18 protein-coding genes are annotated in these 18659 nt (G+C 44.3%); 11 read left to right on the top strand and 7 right to left on the bottom strand.

Going from position 1 to position 18659, the window contains the following annotated elements; genetic code table 11:
- Positions 1-146 precede the first annotated feature (146 nt).
- Positions 147-1484 (top strand): L-lysine 6-transaminase, encoded by a 1338-nt coding sequence (gene lat / locus ABFW99_RS11815; RefSeq protein ID WP_349354222.1) that lies wholly within the window; start codon positions 147-149, stop codon positions 1482-1484.
- A gap of 19 nt (positions 1485-1503) precedes the next feature.
- Here the strand turns inward: lat and ABFW99_RS11810 are convergent, their stop codons facing one another.
- The 5 genes from ABFW99_RS11810 to ABFW99_RS11790 all read right to left on the bottom strand — a co-directional run bounded on the left by ABFW99_RS11810 (position 1504) and on the right by ABFW99_RS11790 (position 5035).
- Positions 1504-1899: a DoxX family protein gene (locus ABFW99_RS11810; protein ID WP_349354221.1), complete on the bottom strand. Its 396-nt coding sequence runs from the start codon at positions 1897-1899 to the stop codon at positions 1504-1506.
- Positions 1900-2163: 264 nt separating this feature from the next.
- A complete protein-coding gene (locus ABFW99_RS11805) occupies positions 2164-2883 on the bottom strand; it encodes an SDR family oxidoreductase (protein WP_349354220.1) in 720 nt (239 codons plus the stop codon).
- 65 nt (positions 2884-2948) lie between these two features.
- On the bottom strand, positions 2949-3692 hold the full coding sequence (locus ABFW99_RS11800) for a hypothetical protein (RefSeq protein WP_349354219.1): 744 nt from the start codon (positions 3690-3692) through the stop codon (positions 2949-2951).
- Between the two features lie 42 nt (positions 3693-3734).
- Positions 3735-4520: an alpha/beta hydrolase family protein gene (locus ABFW99_RS11795; RefSeq protein ID WP_349354218.1), complete on the bottom strand. Its 786-nt coding sequence runs from the start codon at positions 4518-4520 to the stop codon at positions 3735-3737.
- A complete protein-coding gene (locus ABFW99_RS11790; RefSeq protein WP_349354217.1) occupies positions 4517-5035 on the bottom strand; it encodes a DUF1579 family protein in 519 nt (172 codons plus the stop codon). The genes ABFW99_RS11795 and ABFW99_RS11790 overlap by 4 nt, the downstream gene beginning before the upstream one ends.
- Positions 5036-5175: 140 nt before the next feature.
- Between ABFW99_RS11790 and ABFW99_RS11785 the strand changes: the two genes are divergently transcribed.
- The gene (locus ABFW99_RS11785) at positions 5176-6021 is read left to right on the top strand and encodes a helix-turn-helix transcriptional regulator (RefSeq protein WP_349354216.1); all 846 of its coding nucleotides are present in this window, start codon (positions 5176-5178) and stop codon (positions 6019-6021) included.
- Between the two features lie 12 nt (positions 6022-6033).
- On the opposite strand, the gene purL is transcribed toward ABFW99_RS11785, so the two are convergent.
- Both purL and ABFW99_RS11775 read right to left on the bottom strand, forming a co-directional pair.
- Entirely contained in the window at positions 6034-8271 is a 2238-nt protein-coding gene (gene purL / locus ABFW99_RS11780) for a phosphoribosylformylglycinamidine synthase subunit PurL (protein WP_349354215.1), read from the bottom strand.
- Positions 8272-8358: 87 nt separating this feature from the next.
- Positions 8359-9633, bottom strand: coding sequence for an acetyl-CoA hydrolase/transferase family protein (locus ABFW99_RS11775; protein ID WP_349354214.1), 1275 nt, complete (start codon positions 9631-9633; stop codon positions 8359-8361).
- 188 nt (positions 9634-9821) lie between these two features.
- Between ABFW99_RS11775 and ABFW99_RS11770 the strand changes: the two genes are divergently transcribed.
- The 9 genes from ABFW99_RS11770 to ABFW99_RS11730 all read left to right on the top strand — a co-directional run bounded on the left by ABFW99_RS11770 (position 9822) and on the right by ABFW99_RS11730 (position 18653).
- Positions 9822-10289 carry an RrF2 family transcriptional regulator gene (locus ABFW99_RS11770; RefSeq protein ID WP_349354213.1) on the top strand — a complete coding sequence of 156 codons (468 nt, stop codon included), beginning with the start codon at positions 9822-9824 and terminating at the stop codon, positions 10287-10289.
- Positions 10235-12748: a heavy metal translocating P-type ATPase gene (locus ABFW99_RS11765; RefSeq protein ID WP_349354212.1), complete on the top strand. Its 2514-nt coding sequence runs from the start codon at positions 10235-10237 to the stop codon at positions 12746-12748. The genes ABFW99_RS11770 and ABFW99_RS11765 overlap by 55 nt, the downstream gene beginning before the upstream one ends.
- Positions 12739-12921, top strand: a complete 183-nt coding sequence (gene ccoS / locus ABFW99_RS11760) for a cbb3-type cytochrome oxidase assembly protein CcoS (protein ID WP_349354211.1) — start codon at positions 12739-12741, stop codon at positions 12919-12921. Before ABFW99_RS11765 ends, ccoS begins: the two co-directional genes overlap by 10 nt.
- Positions 12921-15119: a cytochrome-c oxidase, cbb3-type subunit I gene (ccoN, locus tag ABFW99_RS11755; RefSeq protein WP_349354210.1), complete on the top strand. Its 2199-nt coding sequence runs from the start codon at positions 12921-12923 to the stop codon at positions 15117-15119. Before ccoS ends, ccoN begins: the two co-directional genes overlap by 1 nt.
- 2 nt (positions 15120-15121) lie before the next feature.
- Positions 15122-15310, top strand: a complete 189-nt coding sequence (locus tag ABFW99_RS11750) for a cbb3-type cytochrome oxidase subunit 3 (RefSeq protein WP_255132816.1) — start codon at positions 15122-15124, stop codon at positions 15308-15310.
- Positions 15307-15912, top strand: coding sequence for a cbb3-type cytochrome c oxidase N-terminal domain-containing protein (locus ABFW99_RS11745; protein WP_349354209.1), 606 nt, complete (start codon positions 15307-15309; stop codon positions 15910-15912). Before ABFW99_RS11750 ends, ABFW99_RS11745 begins: the two co-directional genes overlap by 4 nt.
- A 145-nt stretch (positions 15913-16057) precedes the next feature.
- A complete protein-coding gene (ccoG, locus tag ABFW99_RS11740) occupies positions 16058-17527 on the top strand; it encodes a cytochrome c oxidase accessory protein CcoG (protein ID WP_349354208.1) in 1470 nt (489 codons plus the stop codon).
- A gap of 3 nt (positions 17528-17530) precedes the next feature.
- Entirely contained in the window at positions 17531-17980 is a 450-nt protein-coding gene (locus ABFW99_RS11735) for a FixH family protein (RefSeq protein ID WP_349354207.1), read from the top strand.
- 7 nt (positions 17981-17987) lie between these two features.
- Positions 17988-18653 (top strand): sulfite exporter TauE/SafE family protein, encoded by a 666-nt coding sequence (locus tag ABFW99_RS11730; RefSeq protein ID WP_349354206.1) that lies wholly within the window; start codon positions 17988-17990, stop codon positions 18651-18653.
- Positions 18654-18659: the final 6 nt, after the last annotated feature.

Here is an 18659-nt window from a genome sequence, read left to right as displayed (position 1 = left end):
TAGCCTCCTGCTTCGTGCACCGTCATCAGCCATACAATGGGCATTTCTAACTTTAGTGTATTTAAAAGCTATTGAGGCAAAACGCTCTATTTGGTAGCTTCCAAGAAACGTGAAATTTACAGCAGGAGCTAACAATGCGAGATAGTATGACAATCACCCCTGATCAGGTTCGATCCGTGTTAAGTAAACATATGCTTACCGATGGTTACGAAATGGTACTTGACCTTGAGGAAAGCGAAGGACCTTATCTGTACGATTCCAAATCAGGGAAGCGCTATCTTGATTTCTTTACATTCTTTGCTTCCAATCCTTTAGGGATGAACCACCCCAAACTGGCTCAGGATGATGATTTTTTAGCCAAATTGGGACGCGTCGCCATCAATAAACCTTCCAATTCCGACATCTACACACAGGATATGGCCGAGTTTATGGAATCTTTTGACCGCGTCGGAATTCCCGATTACATGCCCTACTCCTTTTTCATATCCGGTGGAGCGTTAGCTGTTGAAAACGCCATGAAAGTTGCCTTCGACTGGAAAGTGCAGAAGAATTTTGAAAAGGGATACCGGGAAGAAAAAGGGCATAAAGTACTTCACTTTGAAAAAGCGTTTCACGGCCGCTCCGGCTATACCCTTTCGGTAACAAATACGGTTCCCAACAAAGTTAAGTATTTCCCAAAATTCGACTGGCCGCGGGTTATCAGTCCTGCTATGACCTATCCTGCCACCAAAGAAAATATACAGCATACCGCTTCTCAGGAAGACTTAGCCATCGCTCAGGCCGAACGTTATTTTGAGCAGTTCAAAGATGACATTGCCTGCATTTTAATTGAACCGATTCAGGGAGAGGGCGGCGATCGTCATTTCCGTCCGGAATTCCACCAGGCGCTTCGGGATTTGGCTGACAAACATGAAGCCCTGCTCATCTACGATGAAGTACAAACCGGGGTTGGCATGACCGGAAAATTCTGGGCTCACGAGCATTACGTGAAACCCGACATCCTTGCTTTTGGAAAGAAAGCCCAGGTGTGCGGTATTCTTGCCGGAAAACGAGTGGATGAAGTTGAAACCAACTGCTTTCATGTTTCATCCCGGATTAATTCTACATGGGGCGGTAACCTGGTGGATATGGTTCGCTTCGGGCGCATTCTGGATGTAATAGAAGAAGAGAATCTGGTTGATAATGCAGCCACCGTCGGTAATTATCTGCAAACCCGACTGGAGGCCCTTGCCGACCAGCACGAGCATTTTACCAATCCACGCGGAAAAGGACTATTCTGCGCCGTTGACCTGCCGGATGGTCACTCCCGCGATGCAGTAATCAAAGAATGTGTAAACAACGGCTTGATGATCCTTTCCTGTGGATCCAATACCGTACGTTTCCGTCCGCCACTTACGATCACCCAAGACCAGATTGATGAAGGACTGGATATACTTGAGAAGGCTTATAAAACCTCACTGGATAAATGTCCGGTTGCTGATTAACAGCATAGTGACATCTCTTTTATTTGATGGTAAGTACTTTACTGCCATTGAGCAGCAAGTATAAAGAACCGAGAAGCATCACCAGGGCAGGAAACATTCCGGGATAGCTATCACCGATGTGTACCATCAGTATAGCAACGGTGAAATTGAATACCATGACCAGTGCCGCTATCCGAATGTGAAACCCGATTATGTACATAATACCACTTAGGAATTGGGCATAAACGGATACTACATCCGAAAGCAGCGGTACCGGAAAGCCAAAACTGGCCAGGAACTCAGAAAATTCCAGCATTCGGTCCCAGGAAAATACATTGTCTTGTGTTCCATATATGAGGTGGAAACCCAGCATGATGCGTATGAATACCTCGCCGTAGCTTGAATACTTTTCTAAAAACTTGTTCAGCTTATTCATTTATTTGAAATTAAGTGAGCGTAAATAGTACTCAATACAGTCCACTTGTCTTGTATCCTGATTTCACTATTGACTACAAGAATTAATATAGTACAGCAACATATATAAGATCAGAAGAGCTGTAGTCTGATTCAACATTACTGTATTCTTAGGTTTTAACCTATTTAGTACTGAGCAGATGTTGAAAGAATTCACTTATATAAAGTGATCGTTCAGCTTTATAAATCAGCTTTTGATTTCTACGAACGTGCCTGAATTACCTTATCACACTAACTGGTGTGATTCCGGTTGAATTACCACCTCGTTCATAACCGAACCGGAGGGTTGATTTACGGCATAGAACACCGCTTCAGCTACTTCATCGGGGGTGAGCATCATGTCTTTTCTGACTTTCATATTTACCCTCTCATCGTCCCAAAAAGGCGTATCTACTCCGCCAAGATATAATAGAGAAAATTTTGTATTTCCTCTTCGCTGCTCCTCAACCAAAGCTTTGGTGAACCCCTGTATGGCAAATTTAGATGCGGCGTAAACAGATGCATTTTTCATGACATATTTCCCCATGGTGCCGGGAAACATGACGACCGATGTCGGTTCATCCTGGTTCATATTTTTCATGACCGTTTGGGTAACCAGGTAGGTACCGTATACGTTGGTGTCGATTATTTCTTTGGCATCAGCAGGATTGATATCCGGAAAAGGCTGTATAATTCCCTGCCCGAATGCGTTAATAAGTACATCGATTTTACCCAACTGATTGGTAATTTCATCAGCCATGCGTTGTACTGAGCCTTCGTTGGTAGCATCCACTTCGATTGCAAAGGCTTCTCCACCGTTATCATTAATATTTTGGGCTACTTTTTCGACGTTGGCTTTGTTACGTGAGGCCAGAACTACCTTGGCACCTTCATTCGCAAATCGCTTTGCCGTTGCACTTCCAATACCACCTGATCCGCCTACGATGAGTACAATTTTGTTTTCCATAATGTGATAATCTTTCTTGATAAATAGTCATCATGGAAAAGTGGAATACACGAATATTCGTTCCGTTAATTATCGGACGGCTCCTTCAAGATCACATCGCTCCCTCTGTATTCCCCGCTCTCCATATGATACCAGTGCCGGAACCTCGGGATCGTGATTTCACCAAGCTTATACTCCCCGTCAAACATGATGATTTCATCCGGGCGGTTTGAATCTTCAGAGTGATCAAATTTCAGGGCAGCAAGGGAATACTTGTTCTTATCAAAATAAAGTACCCAGTGCTTGCTTATCATCGCTTGCTTCAGCTCGAGCCTCACTTTATAAACTTCCTGTCCTTCCAGGGATAATAGTTCTGCATCTTCAATACTTGCCCACATCTCTTCAGTCACTGACATCGGCAATCCATACATTAATTCATAAAACGAACGGTAGCCTGCATTTCGATCTTCTCCCAAGCGGTATTCATTTACTGTATCTTCAACTATCTGGGTTGAACCGTTTAGCAAAACCTTTGGGTTTCCTTCTTCATCGATAATACGTTCAACCTTTCCAACCTCAGAATCCCGAATAAAACTGAAATACCCTGTCTTGTTATTTAATGTCAGAATGGAATAGCGCTGAGGGTTCTGCAACCTGGGTTCCTGAATGTGAATATTTAAGATGGCACCTGCCCATTCATTGTTCGGATCGTGAGCATTCTGGCTTTGCCTGAGTAAGTAACTACTATTCTCACAGAAAGCATCCGGGGTATCGCTGCTGATAGGGAACAAGCCAATGATTGTTATCAGTAAAATTAAAGTATGATTCATAGTACAAGCAAGTAATCGTTGATTTTACATTAACATATTCTGTCAGTTATTATAGCCCGTAGTTTCTGAAATGAAATCCAGAATTACATTCCAGCTCTCTTCTACATCGTGCCCAACCCTTTTTTGTACCAGCAATGAAGACCCATGAACTCCATTTTCAGCCAGGTAAAACTGATGTCCACTTTCATTAACTATTCTTAATTGATCCTTAACACTTTCAATTTCTGCTTCACTTTTTGGTCTCACCACCAATACAGGCATTTCCATATTTTTCAAATATTCATCCGGCTTACAGGGTGCCATCGGTCCTCCCGAAGCCGGCGAGAATGCAATGACTCCTTTAATGAGTGAATCGTTTTTGGCTCCTAACTGAATAGCCAATGTACCACTGTAACTGCTTCCCCATGCAATGATATCACCTGAAAATTGCGAGCTACTTTTTACATAATTAAGTGCAGCTTCAAGATCTTTATACGCATCACAGTAGGTGTGGGGGTTAGTTTTAAACTTGGCTATGGTTCGGTTGTACATACCATATGTTTGTCCGCCCAATCGCTGGTCTATTGCCAGGATGTTATAGCCTTCCTTGTGTAACTTAGGGATGATTGGATTATACTCTGCTCTTGAATTCGATCCACCTTGATGAAATAATAAAATCAATGGAGAACCTGAGTTTTCTATATAAAGGTTACCGAATATTTTGACTGAGTCAGAAGTTAAAAAACTTACTTCTTTGAGCTTTTTTTCATCTCCCTGCTTAACTGTGCAGCTAAAAATTAGTACAACAAGCAATGCTTGAGTTACTATTTTGAATGTTTTTCTGTTCATTTCACCCGTTGATAAAATATTCTCCAGTTGAGCGACCAGCTCTCTCCTCCATCCTGAGATGATTCCCAATCCCAGGTAAAAGAATCTTTATTGATATCATAAAATACCATTCGGTTAATGATGGTACCTCCCTGTGGTCCCGGTCGTTCGGCTGTTTGAAATATTCGTTGATTGCCATCAACCGATCCCTTTAGGTCAATATAACCACCCTGATTATCTACCCAGGCCTGATGCCAGGATTGTCGCTGCGGGTTATAAACCGATACACTCCGGCCTTTATATCCTTCAAGGGCACCTTCTGTAGCCATAAAGTTTTCCTGAATAACCACTCCGTCCAATATTCTCTCGATGGTGTTGGTTCCGGCCCCTTCCTTTCCCTGATTATCAGTCCACGACAGTTCCCATTCCCCCACCCAGAAATCAAAGTATGCTTCCAGTTCCTGTACACTTGTTTGTGCAAATGAATTACCGGTAATTGCCAAAATCATAATTATAAGAGTCAGTAATATTTTCATAGCAGAATCATTATTTGAAAGTTGGCACTATCATACACAAACTGTTTAGTAATACCCTTGTAAAAAAGACGAATTTCTCGCTAACATTCACTATTGTTTTGCGTTGAAATACACGAACAACATAGGAGGAGTCACATTTTATGGATTATGTTGAATATGCCGCGCCGGCTTCTGTCAGCTATCTTGTGGAATCTTATTGGGTAAGTACACTCCATCCACATGACTTTGAGCAGGATTTCGATTTCATCATTCCCGATGGTAACACGGATGCTATCTTTATGCTGAACGGTAATTACCTGCGGGACGATGAAGAGAACCGTGAAAAGCATTTAGTTGAATATTGTAGCTTGGTTCCGGCATTCAGAAAAGCAGTAAAGGTGTATCAAAGACCATTCACAAAATGTTTGGGTATGCGGTTCAAACCGGGAGCCATTCAACAGTTGACAGGAATTAGCCTGCAAGAATTGAGTGAAGTCGGATACCCCCTGCAGCAGCTAATGCCGGAATTGGCTGACCTTGCCATGGATGAAGCTTTAAAGAATACATCTGCTCCCAAAATTATTGAGAAGATAAACTCTTGGCTTGTCAGTCAGGTTAAAGAGCCAAAGCAAGATCACATTATTTCAGCTTTTATTGCCGAGGTGATAAAAAGACAAGGTGGGGTTACTATCTCAAAATTCTGTGACTCTTTCGGGATGCATAAATCTACCCTCGAGAAGAATTTCAAGCATGCTACCGGACTTTCCCCCAAACAATATGCCAACCTGATCCGCTTTAATTACCTACTCAATCAGTTAATTTTTTCCGGCTCAAGCCTCACGGAAATGGGATATGATTTGGGCTATTTTGACCAGAGCCATATGATCAAAGATTTCAAGAAAGTAATCGGGATCACCCCAAAAGAATTCCTTGATATGAACTTTACCGTACCTAAGCTCGCGGCTCTATCTATTTCTAACAAAAGAGCTCATTTCCGGTCAGCTTAACCTTATGTTTTATCAGGCTTCCATTGCTTCAGGAATAACGCTTTCATAGGTCTTCTCGGCAGCCGCTACATCTAACGAAACCAGATCTTTGATTTCCAGCTTGTTCCCTTTAACCACACCTAATTCAAACATAGGTACGTTTGCTTTCTCAAAGTGATGTTTAGCGGTTTGCAATTCGGCAGCCGGAATGGTTATAACCACTCCTGATTGTGCTTCACTGAATAGAATTTCATGCGTTGAGCCTTTCATGGTTTCCACTGAAACTTCGGCACCTCTCTTCCCGAAAATAGCCATCTCAGCCAGAGCAATTGCCAGCCCGCCATCGGATACGTCGTGAGCAGCTGTAACCAGTCCGGTTTGAATAGCCGTCAATAATGCTTGTTGCAAGTTCACTTCAAAATCCAGGTCAATTTCCGGGGCATCGCCGGTGGTGAGCTCATGGATGGTTTTAAGATATTCACTTCCACCCAGTCCTTTTCGGTCGGCTCCGATATAGAGAACGACATCTCCTTCTTTTTTGAAGCCGGGAGTCATTACATGTTTTTCCACGTCTTCAATTACTCCTAACATCCCGATGATGGGTGAAGGGAAAATCGCGCTGTTAGGATTTTCATTGTAGAAACTTACATTTCCACCGGTTACCGGGGTGTTGAGAGTACGACAAGCATCTGCCATCCCACCCAATGCTTCCTTAAAGGTCCAGTACACTTCCGGCTTATAGGGATTTCCAAAATTCAGGCAGTTGGTGATGGCCATGGGTTTGGCGCCGGAACAGACTACATTCCGTGCCGATTCTGCCACGGCAATCTGTCCTCCTTTACGTGGATTCAGATATACATACCGCCCGTTACAGTCGGTTTTGGCTACCAAACCTTTTTTACTGCCCTTGATGCGAATCACTCCCGAGTCTGAAGCTCCGGGCCCGGTTACCGTGTTGGTCCGAACCATGGTGTCATACTGCTCGTGTACCCACCGTTTGGATGCAATATTAGGCGAACCAAGCAGTCGGGTTACGGTTTCGGAATAATTGTCATGATGATCCAGTGAGTCGATATCAAAGTTCTGTACTTCGTCCAGGTAAGCCGGTTTTTTCGTCTCACGGATATACCGGGGAGCTCCTCCGCCTAGTACCAGATGGTCGGCCGGGATATCGGCTTTGATCTCGCCGCCTTTCCAGTACGTTACATTTTCGGTATCTACCACTTCCCCAATAACCACACCATGCAGGTCCCACTTTTCATACACGTCAATCACTTCCTGCTCGCGGCCTTTTTCAGCCACAATCAGCATGCGCTCCTGACTTTCAGACAGCAGCAGTTCATAGGCAGTCATCCCGTCTTCACGAGCCGGCACTTTATCCAAATCAATTTTCATCCCCTGCCCGCCTTTGGCCGTCATCTCAGAGGTAGAGCAGGCAATACCGGCCGCTCCCATATCCTGCATGCCAATTACTGCGCCGGTTTTTAATACTTCGAGGCTGGCTTCAAGCAGCAACTTTTCGGTAAACGGATCTCCAACCTGAACACTCGGTCGCTTGGCTTCACTTTCTTCACTGATTTCTTCCGAAGCAAAAGTAGCTCCGTGAATTCCATCCCGGCCTGTGCTTGCCCCTACAATAATCACAGGGTTCCCAATTCCTTTGGAAATGGCTGAAGCGGTCTCGCCTTCTTTCACCAGTCCGATACTCATGGCATTAACCAAAGGATTGCCTTCGTAACTTTCATCAAAGCAAACTTCTCCGGCAATTACAGGTACTCCGAATGAGTTTCCATAATCTCCGATACCCCGAACCACACCGTCCAGCAGATAGCGGACGCGCGGGTTATCCATCGAGCCGAATCGCAGAGAATTCAAACTTGCCACCGGGCGGGCTCCCATGGTAAAAATATCGCGATGAATACCACCCACTCCTGTTGCCGCACCCTGGTAAGGTTCAATAGCTGAAGGGTGGTTATGACTTTCAATTTTGAAAGCACATCCGAGTCCGTCACCTAAATCAACCAACCCGGCATTTTCTTCACCGGCTCCCACCAATAAATTTTCTCCTTCAGAAGGAAGCTTTTTGAGTTCTACAATGGAGTTTTTGTACGAGCAATGCTCACTCCACATCACGGAATAAACGCCCAGTTCGGTGAAGGTTGGCACCCGACCTAATCGGGATTTAATCATTTCATATTCTTCAGCATTCAGGCCGTGTTCTTCGGCCAGTTCGAGCGTTACTTCCGGTTCTTGAATCGTTGTTTGCGACATTCCGATGGAGTGATTGAAGCGTTAGGGTTTCAGAAAGTCCAAAGGTACGATTATTTAAGAAAAGGCTCTAACTCACTTGCGGCCTTTCTATTTTTTATTGAACCTTACATGTATCGCTTCCTCTAACGCTTCGCGGTGATCAGGGTGTGCAATTCCGGTCAGAGCTTTTGCCCGCTGACATAAGTTTTTACCGTATAAATTAGCCACTCCATATTCAGTCACAACGTAATGAACGTGAGCACGAGTAGTTACCACACCGGCCCCCTGTTTCAGGAATGGCACTATTCTGCTGATTCCTTTATTGGTTGTTGAAGGCAGTGCGATGATGGGCTTACCTCCCGGCGAAAGCGAAGCTCCCCGAATGAAATCCATTTGCCCGCCAACCCCTGAATAATGATATGTACCAATGGAATCGGCACAAACCTGGCCTGTCAAATCTACTTCCACAGCACTATTAATGGCCGTTACTTTTGGGTTACGTCGTATCACGGCTGTGTCGTTGATATAAGCGATATCGAGCATGGCCACGGCCGGGTTATCGTCTATAAAATCATAGGTCTTCTTTGATCCCATCACAAATCCGCTTACGATTTTGCCAGGGTGAATTTTCTTCTTTCGCCCGTTAATCACTCCCTTTTCAACCAGCTCAATCACTCCGTCTGAAAACATTTCGGTGTGTACGCCCAGATCTTTATGGTTCGTCAGGCTTGTTAAAACCGCGTTGGGTATAGCCCCGATTCCCATTTGCATGGTTGCACCGTCATCAATCAGTTCTGCACAATACTTCCCGATTTTAAGTTCGGCCTCGTTGGGTTCAGGAGCAACCTGTTCGGGCAAAGGCTCGTTGGCTTCAACCAGGGCATCAATTTCGTTGACATGGATGAGTCCATCCCCATGCGTACGCGGCATATTAGGGTTAACCTGTGCAATTACATACCCGGCTGATTGTACAGCGGCCAAAGCTGCATCCACAGAAACACCCAGCGAGCAGTAGCCATGGTTATCGGGTGGGGAAACATGAACCAGTGCCACATCAAGGGATAGAATATTATTTCGGAACAGGTAGGGAACTTCACTCAGGAAAACCGGGACGTAATCACCCCGCCCTTCATTTACCGCTTTCCTTACGTTAGCTCCTACAAAAAGAGCATTTACAAAAAAGCTGTCTTTGAATTCAGGATCGGCATATGGGGCCGGACCTTCAGTATGCAAATGAATGACTTCCACATCTTTTAGTTCTGAATGACGGTTTGTCATTGCCTTTACAAGGGGAATCGGAGTGGCCGAAACGCCATGAATAAATACCCGGTCTCCTGATTTAATAGCCTTTACTGCCTCTTCTGCTGTCTGATATTCGATCATAGGATGTATCTTTGATTTTGATTTCGCAAATGATATATATCAATTGTGAATATATTTTTAAGACAGCCCCAATATTTAGAAAAATTCTAAATGTCTAAAATTATCCCTCCTTCTGTTGATCGGAATTATAAATCTTCTTAAAATCTAATATTGATATTAGAATATGAATATTTATTTATCGATTGCCTATGCGGTTAATATCACAAGGGGCTCAATACGCCATTTCTGCCATTATTGCTATCTCCAAGAGTGCGGATGATGGAGCTGTTTCGGCCTCACAGTTATCAAAATCGTTGAATTGCCCAACAGCTTATCTATCTCAGATACTGGCTAAGCTAAAAGAACCGGGCATCCTTAAATCCCGTAGAGGACTTAATGGTGGGGTTTACCTTGCCAAGTCGGTTGACCAAGTCAGTCTGATGGATGTAATCGCTGCTATTGATGGCGTTGAGTTCTTTAATAAGTGTTTTATGGGCATTGAGGGTTGCGGACATATCGAACCGTGCCCCTTTCACCAGTTTTGGTCTGTAGAACGAAAGAAGATTGAACAATGGCTTAAAGACACTACATTTGATCAGGTTGATAAACGTATGTCTCAGAAATGGTTCGACTTACGTTTGCAATTCTCAAATGGAGTCCCTTCATTCAACCAATGACCAACCCGGGGGCAACCATATCAACAGAAGTATGCTACCACTGTGGCGAAGTATGTCAGGAATCCACTGTACACTTTCAGAAAAAGTCTTTTTGTTGTACCGGATGCCAAACGGCTTATCAGATTCTGGATGAAAGCGGCCTTTGCTCTTACTACGACCTGGAAAGCAATCCCGGCATCAACCTCAGAAATACCCGCTCCCGCACCCGGTTCGATTACCTGGAAGATGAAGAGGTAATTTCACGGATAGCCGATTTTCAAAACCAGCAGCAGCTCTCTGTTTCTTTATACATTCCGAATATTCACTGTACCTCCTGTGTTTGGCTGCTTGAAAATCTACAGAGACTGGATTCCGGCATTCTGCAAACCAAAGTCAATTTTCTAAAGCGTGAACTGGATGTACTTATTGATACCGAATCTACGTCCCTGCGCAAAGTTGTTGAGCAATTAACCACTATTGGGTACGAGCCGGAAATCCGGCTCGACAAGCTGGATGCCACAACCTCCAAATCTCACCAAAACCGATCTCTTTGGCTAAAACTTGGCGTTGCTGGTTTTGCTTTTGGAAATATCATGTTATTCAGTTTTCCTGATTATCTGGATACTGGTAACAGTGGACTCGGCGGACAGTTTCACATTTTCTTCGGAGTCCTGAATATCGTGCTTGCCCTTCCGGTGCTTATTTATAGCAGCAGCGATTACCTGAAATCCGCATTTGCGGCTTTGAGTCAGCGAGGGGTGAACCTGGACGTTCCCATTTCCATTGGTATCCTCGCTCTTTTTGGAAGAAGTTTTTATGAAATCGTGAGCGGAACCGGAACCGGATATATGGATTCCTTTACCGGGCTCATTTTCTTTTTGCTGATTGGAAAACTGGTTCAGCAGAAAACATTCAACCGCCTTTCTTTTAACCGCGACTACAAATCATATCTACCCATTGCCATTAATGTGAGTGAGAATTCCGGTGCTGAAAAATCTGTTTCCTTGGATAAGCTGGTTCCGGGAATGGAAATCAGGCTCCGCAATCAGGAAATGGTTCCCTGCGATTCCACCCTTCTTACTGAGAAAGCATTTGTAGATTACAGTTTTATTACCGGTGAATCTGACCCGGTTGAAGTCTCTAGAGGTGAGCTCATTTATGCCGGAGCAAAATTGATCGGGGCTTCTGCTTCTTTTAAAACAGAAGAAGAAGTTGAAAACAGTTATCTCACCAAACTTTGGAATCACGAGGCATTCACCAATAATGATAAAGAGCTGAAACTGACCAGCTTTGCCGATCGAATCAGTCCATTCTTCACAGTAGCTGTTTTAGGAATTTCTGCCCTTGCGGGTATGTATTGGTTGCAAACGGCCGGTATGGAAATGGCCTTATCAGTTTTTACAGCCGTGCTTATTATTGCCTGCCCTTGTGCTCTTGCTCTTTCAACTCCCTTCACATTAGGATCTGCATTAAACGTATTATCGCTGAACGGACTGTTCGTCAAGAATCACCTGCTTCTCGAAAACTTATCAAAAGCATCCGCTGTGGTTTTTGACAAAACCGGCACCTTAACAAATAAGGAAGAAGCCACAGTTATCTTTAAAGGCATTGCTTTATCTGGAGAGGAAAAATCTCTCATTTACTCTGCCTGCGCCCAATCCGTTCATCCCATAAGCCGGAAAATTGCCGCCTTCATTCAGGATCATGGTTATGGCAAACATTCACCGGACAGTTTTTATGAAGTATCCGGAAAAGGAATTTTTGCTTCTTTTGATGGATGTTTTGTCTGTGTTGGTTCCCGGACCTTTTTGGCTGAACAAACTAAAACTCCTCTTTCAGAAGTAGCTGAATCAGATTATAACGGTTCCGTTGCACATGTATCCATTAACGGTGAATACCTTGGATACTTCGGCATTAAAGCAGGGCTCCGCAATGGGGTTTCTGATCTTCTTCAGTCCCTTAAAACAAGCGTTCTCACCTATCTTATTTCCGGGGATAATGAATCGCAGAAAGAAGAGCTGGAAGGATATTTTGCACATCAGCAATCCCTGTTATTCAATAAATCACCGGAAGAAAAACTGGAGTTTTTAAAGGAGCTTCAGAAAGAACATCAAAAGGTGGTAATGATCGGGGATGGATTAAATGATGCCGGAGCTTTAAAGCAAAGTGATTTTGGGATTGCCCTGTCTGACGATATCAGTTCCTTCTCTCCGGCCTGCGATGCCATTCTGGAAGGAAAATCACTTAAAAAACTGAAGAACTTCATCGAATTTTCACAGGGAAGCATGAATATCATCATCATGAGTTTTGTGCTTTCCCTTTTATATAACACGGTTGGATTAGGCTTTGCCATTACCGGACACCTCTCCCCACTGGTAGCAGCCATTCTGATGCCGCTCAGTTCTATCAGTGTGATGGTATTTACCTTTTTAACCACGCGCTATAAAGCGCGAAAACTGGGGTTGGCTATATGGAAGTAATTTACCTGCTTATTGCCTTCAGTTTAATGGTCGCTTTAATCTTCCTCGGATTGTTTTTCTGGGCAGTTAAAAGCGGGCAGTTCGACGATCAGTACACACCATCTATGCGGGTACTTTTTGACGATACAAATTCAAACAAAAAATCAACTAACCACAAAAATCGGGATGAGTAATGTCATCATTAGAAACCTTTCATTACGATAACGAAATCGTCCGGAAATTCGGGATAGCCACTATCATCTGGGGCTTAATCGGATTTATCGTTGGGCTCACTATAGCTTTAAAACTGATCTATCCAGACTTTCTTGGATTTATACCGGAACTATCTTACGGACGGCTTAGACCACTGCATACCAATGCCGTGATCTTCGCCTTTGCCGGAAATGCCATATTCTACGGGGTCTACTATTCACTTCCACGGCTTTGTAAAGCCTCTATGTGGAGTGAGAAACTCAGCAATATTCACTTTTGGGGCTGGCAGGCTATTATTGTCTCGGCCGTATTAACCCTGCCTTTTGGGATTAACACCAGTAAGGAATATGCAGAACTGGAATGGCCTATTGATATCGCTATAACTCTGATCTGGGTGATTTTCGGTATCAACATGATCATGACCATCCTCAAGCGTCGTGAAAAACACCTGTACGTAGCCATTTGGTTCTATATCGCTACTTTTATCACCGTGGCTGTACTCCACGTAGTTAACTCTTTTGAGATGCCGGCTACTTTCCTGAAAAGTTATCCGATTTACGCCGGTGTTCAGGATGCTCTGGTTCAATGGTGGTACGGGCACAATGCCGTGGCCTTTTTCCTAACCACACCCTTTTTGGGAATTATGTATTACTTCATCCCGAAGGCAGCTAACCGGCCTATTTTTTCTTACCGGTTATCCATTGTCCACTTCTGGTCGCTGATTTTCATTTACATCTGGGCCGGACCTCATCACCTGCTTTATACTGCACTGCCGGGATGGGCGCAGGCCTTGGGTACGGTTTTCAGCTTAATGCTTATTGCGCCCAGTTGGGGTGGTATGCTGAACGGACTGCTAACCCTTCGTGGTGCCTGGGATCGGGTACGAGAAGACCCTGTACTAAAATTCCTGGTTGTAGGGGTAACCGCTTACGGGATGGTAACTTTTGAAGGACCTATGCTTTCCATTGCCAACGTAAATGCTATTGCCCACTACTCCGATTACATTATCGGTCACGTGCATAACGGTGCCCTGCTCTGGAATGGGGGTTTAACCTTTGCGATGCTGTATTACATCACACCGAAGATCTATAAAACCAAGCTGTATTCCGTGAAGCTGGCTAACGTCCACTTCTGGTTTGCAACCCTTGGCGCCATCTTCTATGTGATTCCCATGTATTGGGGTGGAATCACTCAGAGTTTGATGTGGAAACAATTCACTGCCGAAGGTCTTCTTCAGTATCCAAACTTTCTGGAAACCGTAACTCAGATCATACCCATGTATGCACTGCGTGCGGTAGGTGGAACGCTCTTCATTATTGGAGCAGCTACCGGAAGCTATAACATCTTTAAAACTGCCCGCCAGGGTTCTTTGGAGAAATCTGAAGCGGATGAAGCTCAGGCGATCATTAACCCTGCAGAGGGACATAAAGAAAGCTGGCACCGACGCCTTGAATCCCGCCCGCTCCAAATGACTGTATTGGTATTGGTCGTAATTTTGATTGGGGGTATTGTGGAATACGTACCAACGGCTCTTGTGAAATCAAATGTCCCTACCATTGAAAGCGTGAAGCCTTACACTCCGCTGGAAATTGAAGGCCGCGATATTTACATCGCCGAAGGTTGTAATAACTGCCACTCGCAGATGATTCGGCCTTTCCGCTCCGAAACCGAACGTTATGGCGAATATTCCAAAGCCGGTGAGTTTGTTTACGATCACCCGCACTTATGGGGATCAAAACGTACCGGCCCCGACCTGCACCGGTTAGGCGGCAAGTATCCGGATTCCTGGCACGTGCGTCACATGTATGATCCGACATCCACTTCACCGGGCTCCATCATGCCGGCGTATCCATGGCTCTTCACTCAGGATATGGACAAAGAATCCATTCCGGCCCGTATTAATGCGCTCAGAAGTGTAGGCGTACCTTATGTGGAAGGCTATGAAGAAATTGCCATTCGCGACCTGGACGCACAGGCTCAGGAAATAACCCAAGGGTTGAAAGAAAATGGCTTTGATCAGATTGAAGGAATTCAGATTACTTCTGACAAGAAAATTATCGCCATTATTGCCTACATGCAGCGACTGGGAGTTGACATTAAAGGGGAAGAAAACCCCTGGGAGTCACTTCCATCCAGCGATCGCATCCAGGCTAACTTCAAACCGCAAAAGGAGGAGTAATCATGTACAAGAATGTATTACGTGCGATCGAAGATATTGGGATTTACCCGAGCATATCCCTCATTCTTTTTTTCACCTTTTTTGTGGTCATGTTGATTTATCTGATCAAAAAAGGAAAACATCATTGGGATGATGCCGCACGCCTCCCCCTCGAAGACGACAAGATGAACTATAACCAATCAGAGCAATGAAAATATTAGACGACGAAAAAGATCTGCTTCTCGACCACGAGTACGATGGAATCCGTGAACTGGATAATCATATGCCTGTTTGGTGGTTATGGTTGTTCTACTTCACCATTGCGTGGGGTGTTGGATACATGGTGTATTATTATATGCTGGGTGGACCCTCTCAGGAAGAACTCTACGAGATGGAAATGGCTGCCGCTGAGGAAAAGTATAATCTGGACAGTGGCGGAGGTACAGAACCACAGGGTGAATCTGATTTCACCTGGGCATACCTCAATGAAGAAGCCAGAATTGAGGAAGGAAAGGAAATCTTCATGAGCAATAACAACCTTTGCTATACCTGCCACGGCAGCAATGGCGAAGGTCTTGTTGGCCCTAACCTTACTGATGACCTCTGGATTCACGGTTGTTCTGCTGAAGAAATGGCTGCAAGCATAACCGAAGGTTTCCCAGATAAGGGGATGATTGCCTACGGAAGTGGCGCACCCATGTCGAATGAAAAGGTTCAAAGCCTAATCAGCTATATTGCCTCTATACAGGGAACTGACCCTGCCGGTGCAAAAGCCGCTGACATGAGCCGCGCACAACCCTGCACAATCGAGTAATTTCAGTGATGAAGTAATAAATGAAGCATGCGGAAAATAGCGCAAACGGATGCTTCACTTATCACTTTATCACATTCATAAAATCATCACAAAAGAAAAATAAATTAGGGAATTATTTGAGGTCGTATAAACGAGAGTAAACCACATGGCATCGTTAGAGGAACAAAGAAGGATTGATAAGAAACAGTTTCGTGATCACCTCGCTACCGTTAGTGAGGAAGGCAAGAGGAACTGGATTTTCCCCAAAAAACCAAGCGGCAGGCATTACAAAGCCCGCAATGTGGTGGCTGTACTTTTACTCGTCTTTTTCTTCTCCGGGCCCTTTATCACCATTAACGGGAATCCTTTGCTGCTTCTGAACATTATAGAGCGGAAGTTTGTGATCTTTGGTGTCGCTTTCTGGCCTCAGGATCTGCACCTTCTCGTTTTTGGAATGCTGGCCTTTATTCTGTTTGTGGTTCTGTTTACCACCATTTTCGGCCGACTATGGTGTGGATGGGCCTGCCCTCAAACCATTTTCATGGAAATGGTTTTCCGACGAATTGAATACTGGATTGAAGGAGATGCAGCTGATCAAATCCGGCTTAACAAAAAGCCCTGGAATTTTGAGAAAATCTGGAAGAAGACCTTAAAACACGGTGTATTCTTCGGCATCGCCTTTCTCATTTCAAATATGTTTCTGGCCTATATTATTGGTCCGGATCAGTTATTTGAAATCATCACCGATCCACCTTCTGAACACCTTGCCGGTTTAAGCTCCATGATTATTTTCAGCGGGGTCTTTTACGGCGTATTTGCCTTTATGAGAGAACAGGTTTGTCATTTTGTATGCCCGTATGGACGAATGCAGTCCGTAATGCTCGACAATAATTCCATCAACGTGATGTACGACTACAAACGTGGAGAAACCAGGGCCAGTGTCAAAGACAGGTATCAGCTGGAAAACCGAAAAGCCACACTCGAAGATTTAGGCTTCAGCGCCAATGAAACTTTTGGTGATTGTATTGACTGTTACCAATGTGTGAAGGTTTGCCCGATGGGAATCGACATCCGTAACGGAACTCAACTTGAGTGTGTGCATTGTACAGCATGTATTGATGCCTGTGATTCTGTAATGGAGAAGATTGATAAGCCCCTGGGACTTATCCGGTACTCTTCGGAGAACGCAATCAAAGAAGGAGAACAAAAAGTTCTTACCCCCCGGGTTGCCGGTTATTCAGGCATTCTGATTGTTCTGTTAGCCACCTTTATCACTTTACTTACACTACGACCCGATACAGAAACGTCTATTTTGAGAGAACCGGGCACGTTATATCAGGAACTTCCCAACAACATGTTCAGCAATATTTATAACCTGAAGGTGCTGAATAAAACCTTTGAAGATATTGACTTTGAGCTACGATTGGAAAGCCCCGAAGGTGAAATTGTATCACTTGGAAACGTGGATATTATTCCTTCCCAAAATTCTGCCGAAGGGCGTTTTTTAGTGAAACTACCGGTGAGTGAACTAACCGGATTACAAACCGAACTTACCTTTGGTGTATATTCGAATGGCGAAAAACTTGAAACTATAACTTCCGGATTTTTGGGTCCGGCCAGCAACGACAATAATTAAACCATGAAAAAATTTAACTGGGGAACCGGAATTATATTGGCGGTTACCTTATTTGTGATTGCCACTTTGAGTGTGGTAAGCTACCTGATCTCGTTAGACTTTTACCTTGTATCCAATGATCATTACCAGGAAGGCGTTGAGTACCAGCAAACCATCGATAAAAAGCAGCGGGCAGAAAACCTTGAAAATCCGGTAGTGGTACTCTTCGATGAACCCACGGTCTCCATAAAGCTGATGTTCCCAAAAGAAATTCTAACGGATTCACTCTCCGGTAACGTCACTTTCTATCGCCCTAATAATCCCGAGTTGGATAAAAGATTTAAGCTTGACCTTGATCAGGAAGGCCGGCAATCAATCCCTGTTGGGGAATTTGAGGAAGGCCGGTGGAAATTGACCGTGGAGTGGGAATCGGACTCTCTGCTGTACATCGAAGAGAAGAATATTTTCATATAACTGAAAAATGGAACTCTGGACCGGTTTTACTTTGGGGCTTTTAGGTAGTTTTCACTGTATTGGAATGTGCGGTCCCATTGCGTTGGCTATTCCCGGTAACAATCAGTCCCGGATTTCCATGTTCTTTCGCGGGCTGCTTTACAATTCCGGCCGCATTATCACCTATGCCCTCATTGGATTTGTGCCTGGCGTTCTCGGGATGGGTGTTACCGTCATCGGATACCAAAATGTACTCTCCATTGTATTAGGCTTCACTATTATACTTTTTGCCCTTTTTCCTCATATTAAACTTCCCGGTAAAGCAAACTCGTTGTATAAAAAATTTACCGGAGAACTGACCAAACACATATCCAGTCTTTATAAAAGTGATTCGAAGTTTTCATCCCTGTTTATTGGATTGCTGAACGGCTTCCTCCCCTGTGGATTTGTGGTGACCGCCTTGGCTGCGGCTTTAATTACCTCATCTACGTTTCACAGTGCAATCTATATGGCACTATTTGGCCTGGGCACACTACCAGTAATGCTGATGATGAACATGGCACCGGGATTTATCACGCCAAAATTACGTATCAAACTCCGACCCTTTTCTTCTTATTTCGCCATCATCATAGGTTTATTGTTAATCTGGCGAGGGTATTCGATGATGAACGGCGGATATGGCATGATGCATTAAGGCTAC

Origin of the sequence: Gracilimonas sp. BCB1 (assembly GCF_040117685.2) — a bacterium.
GTDB lineage: Bacteria > Bacteroidota > Rhodothermia > Balneolales > Balneolaceae > Gracilimonas.
Note: the sequence above shows the minus strand (reverse complement) of the source record. Positions and strands in the feature narration are given on the sequence as shown.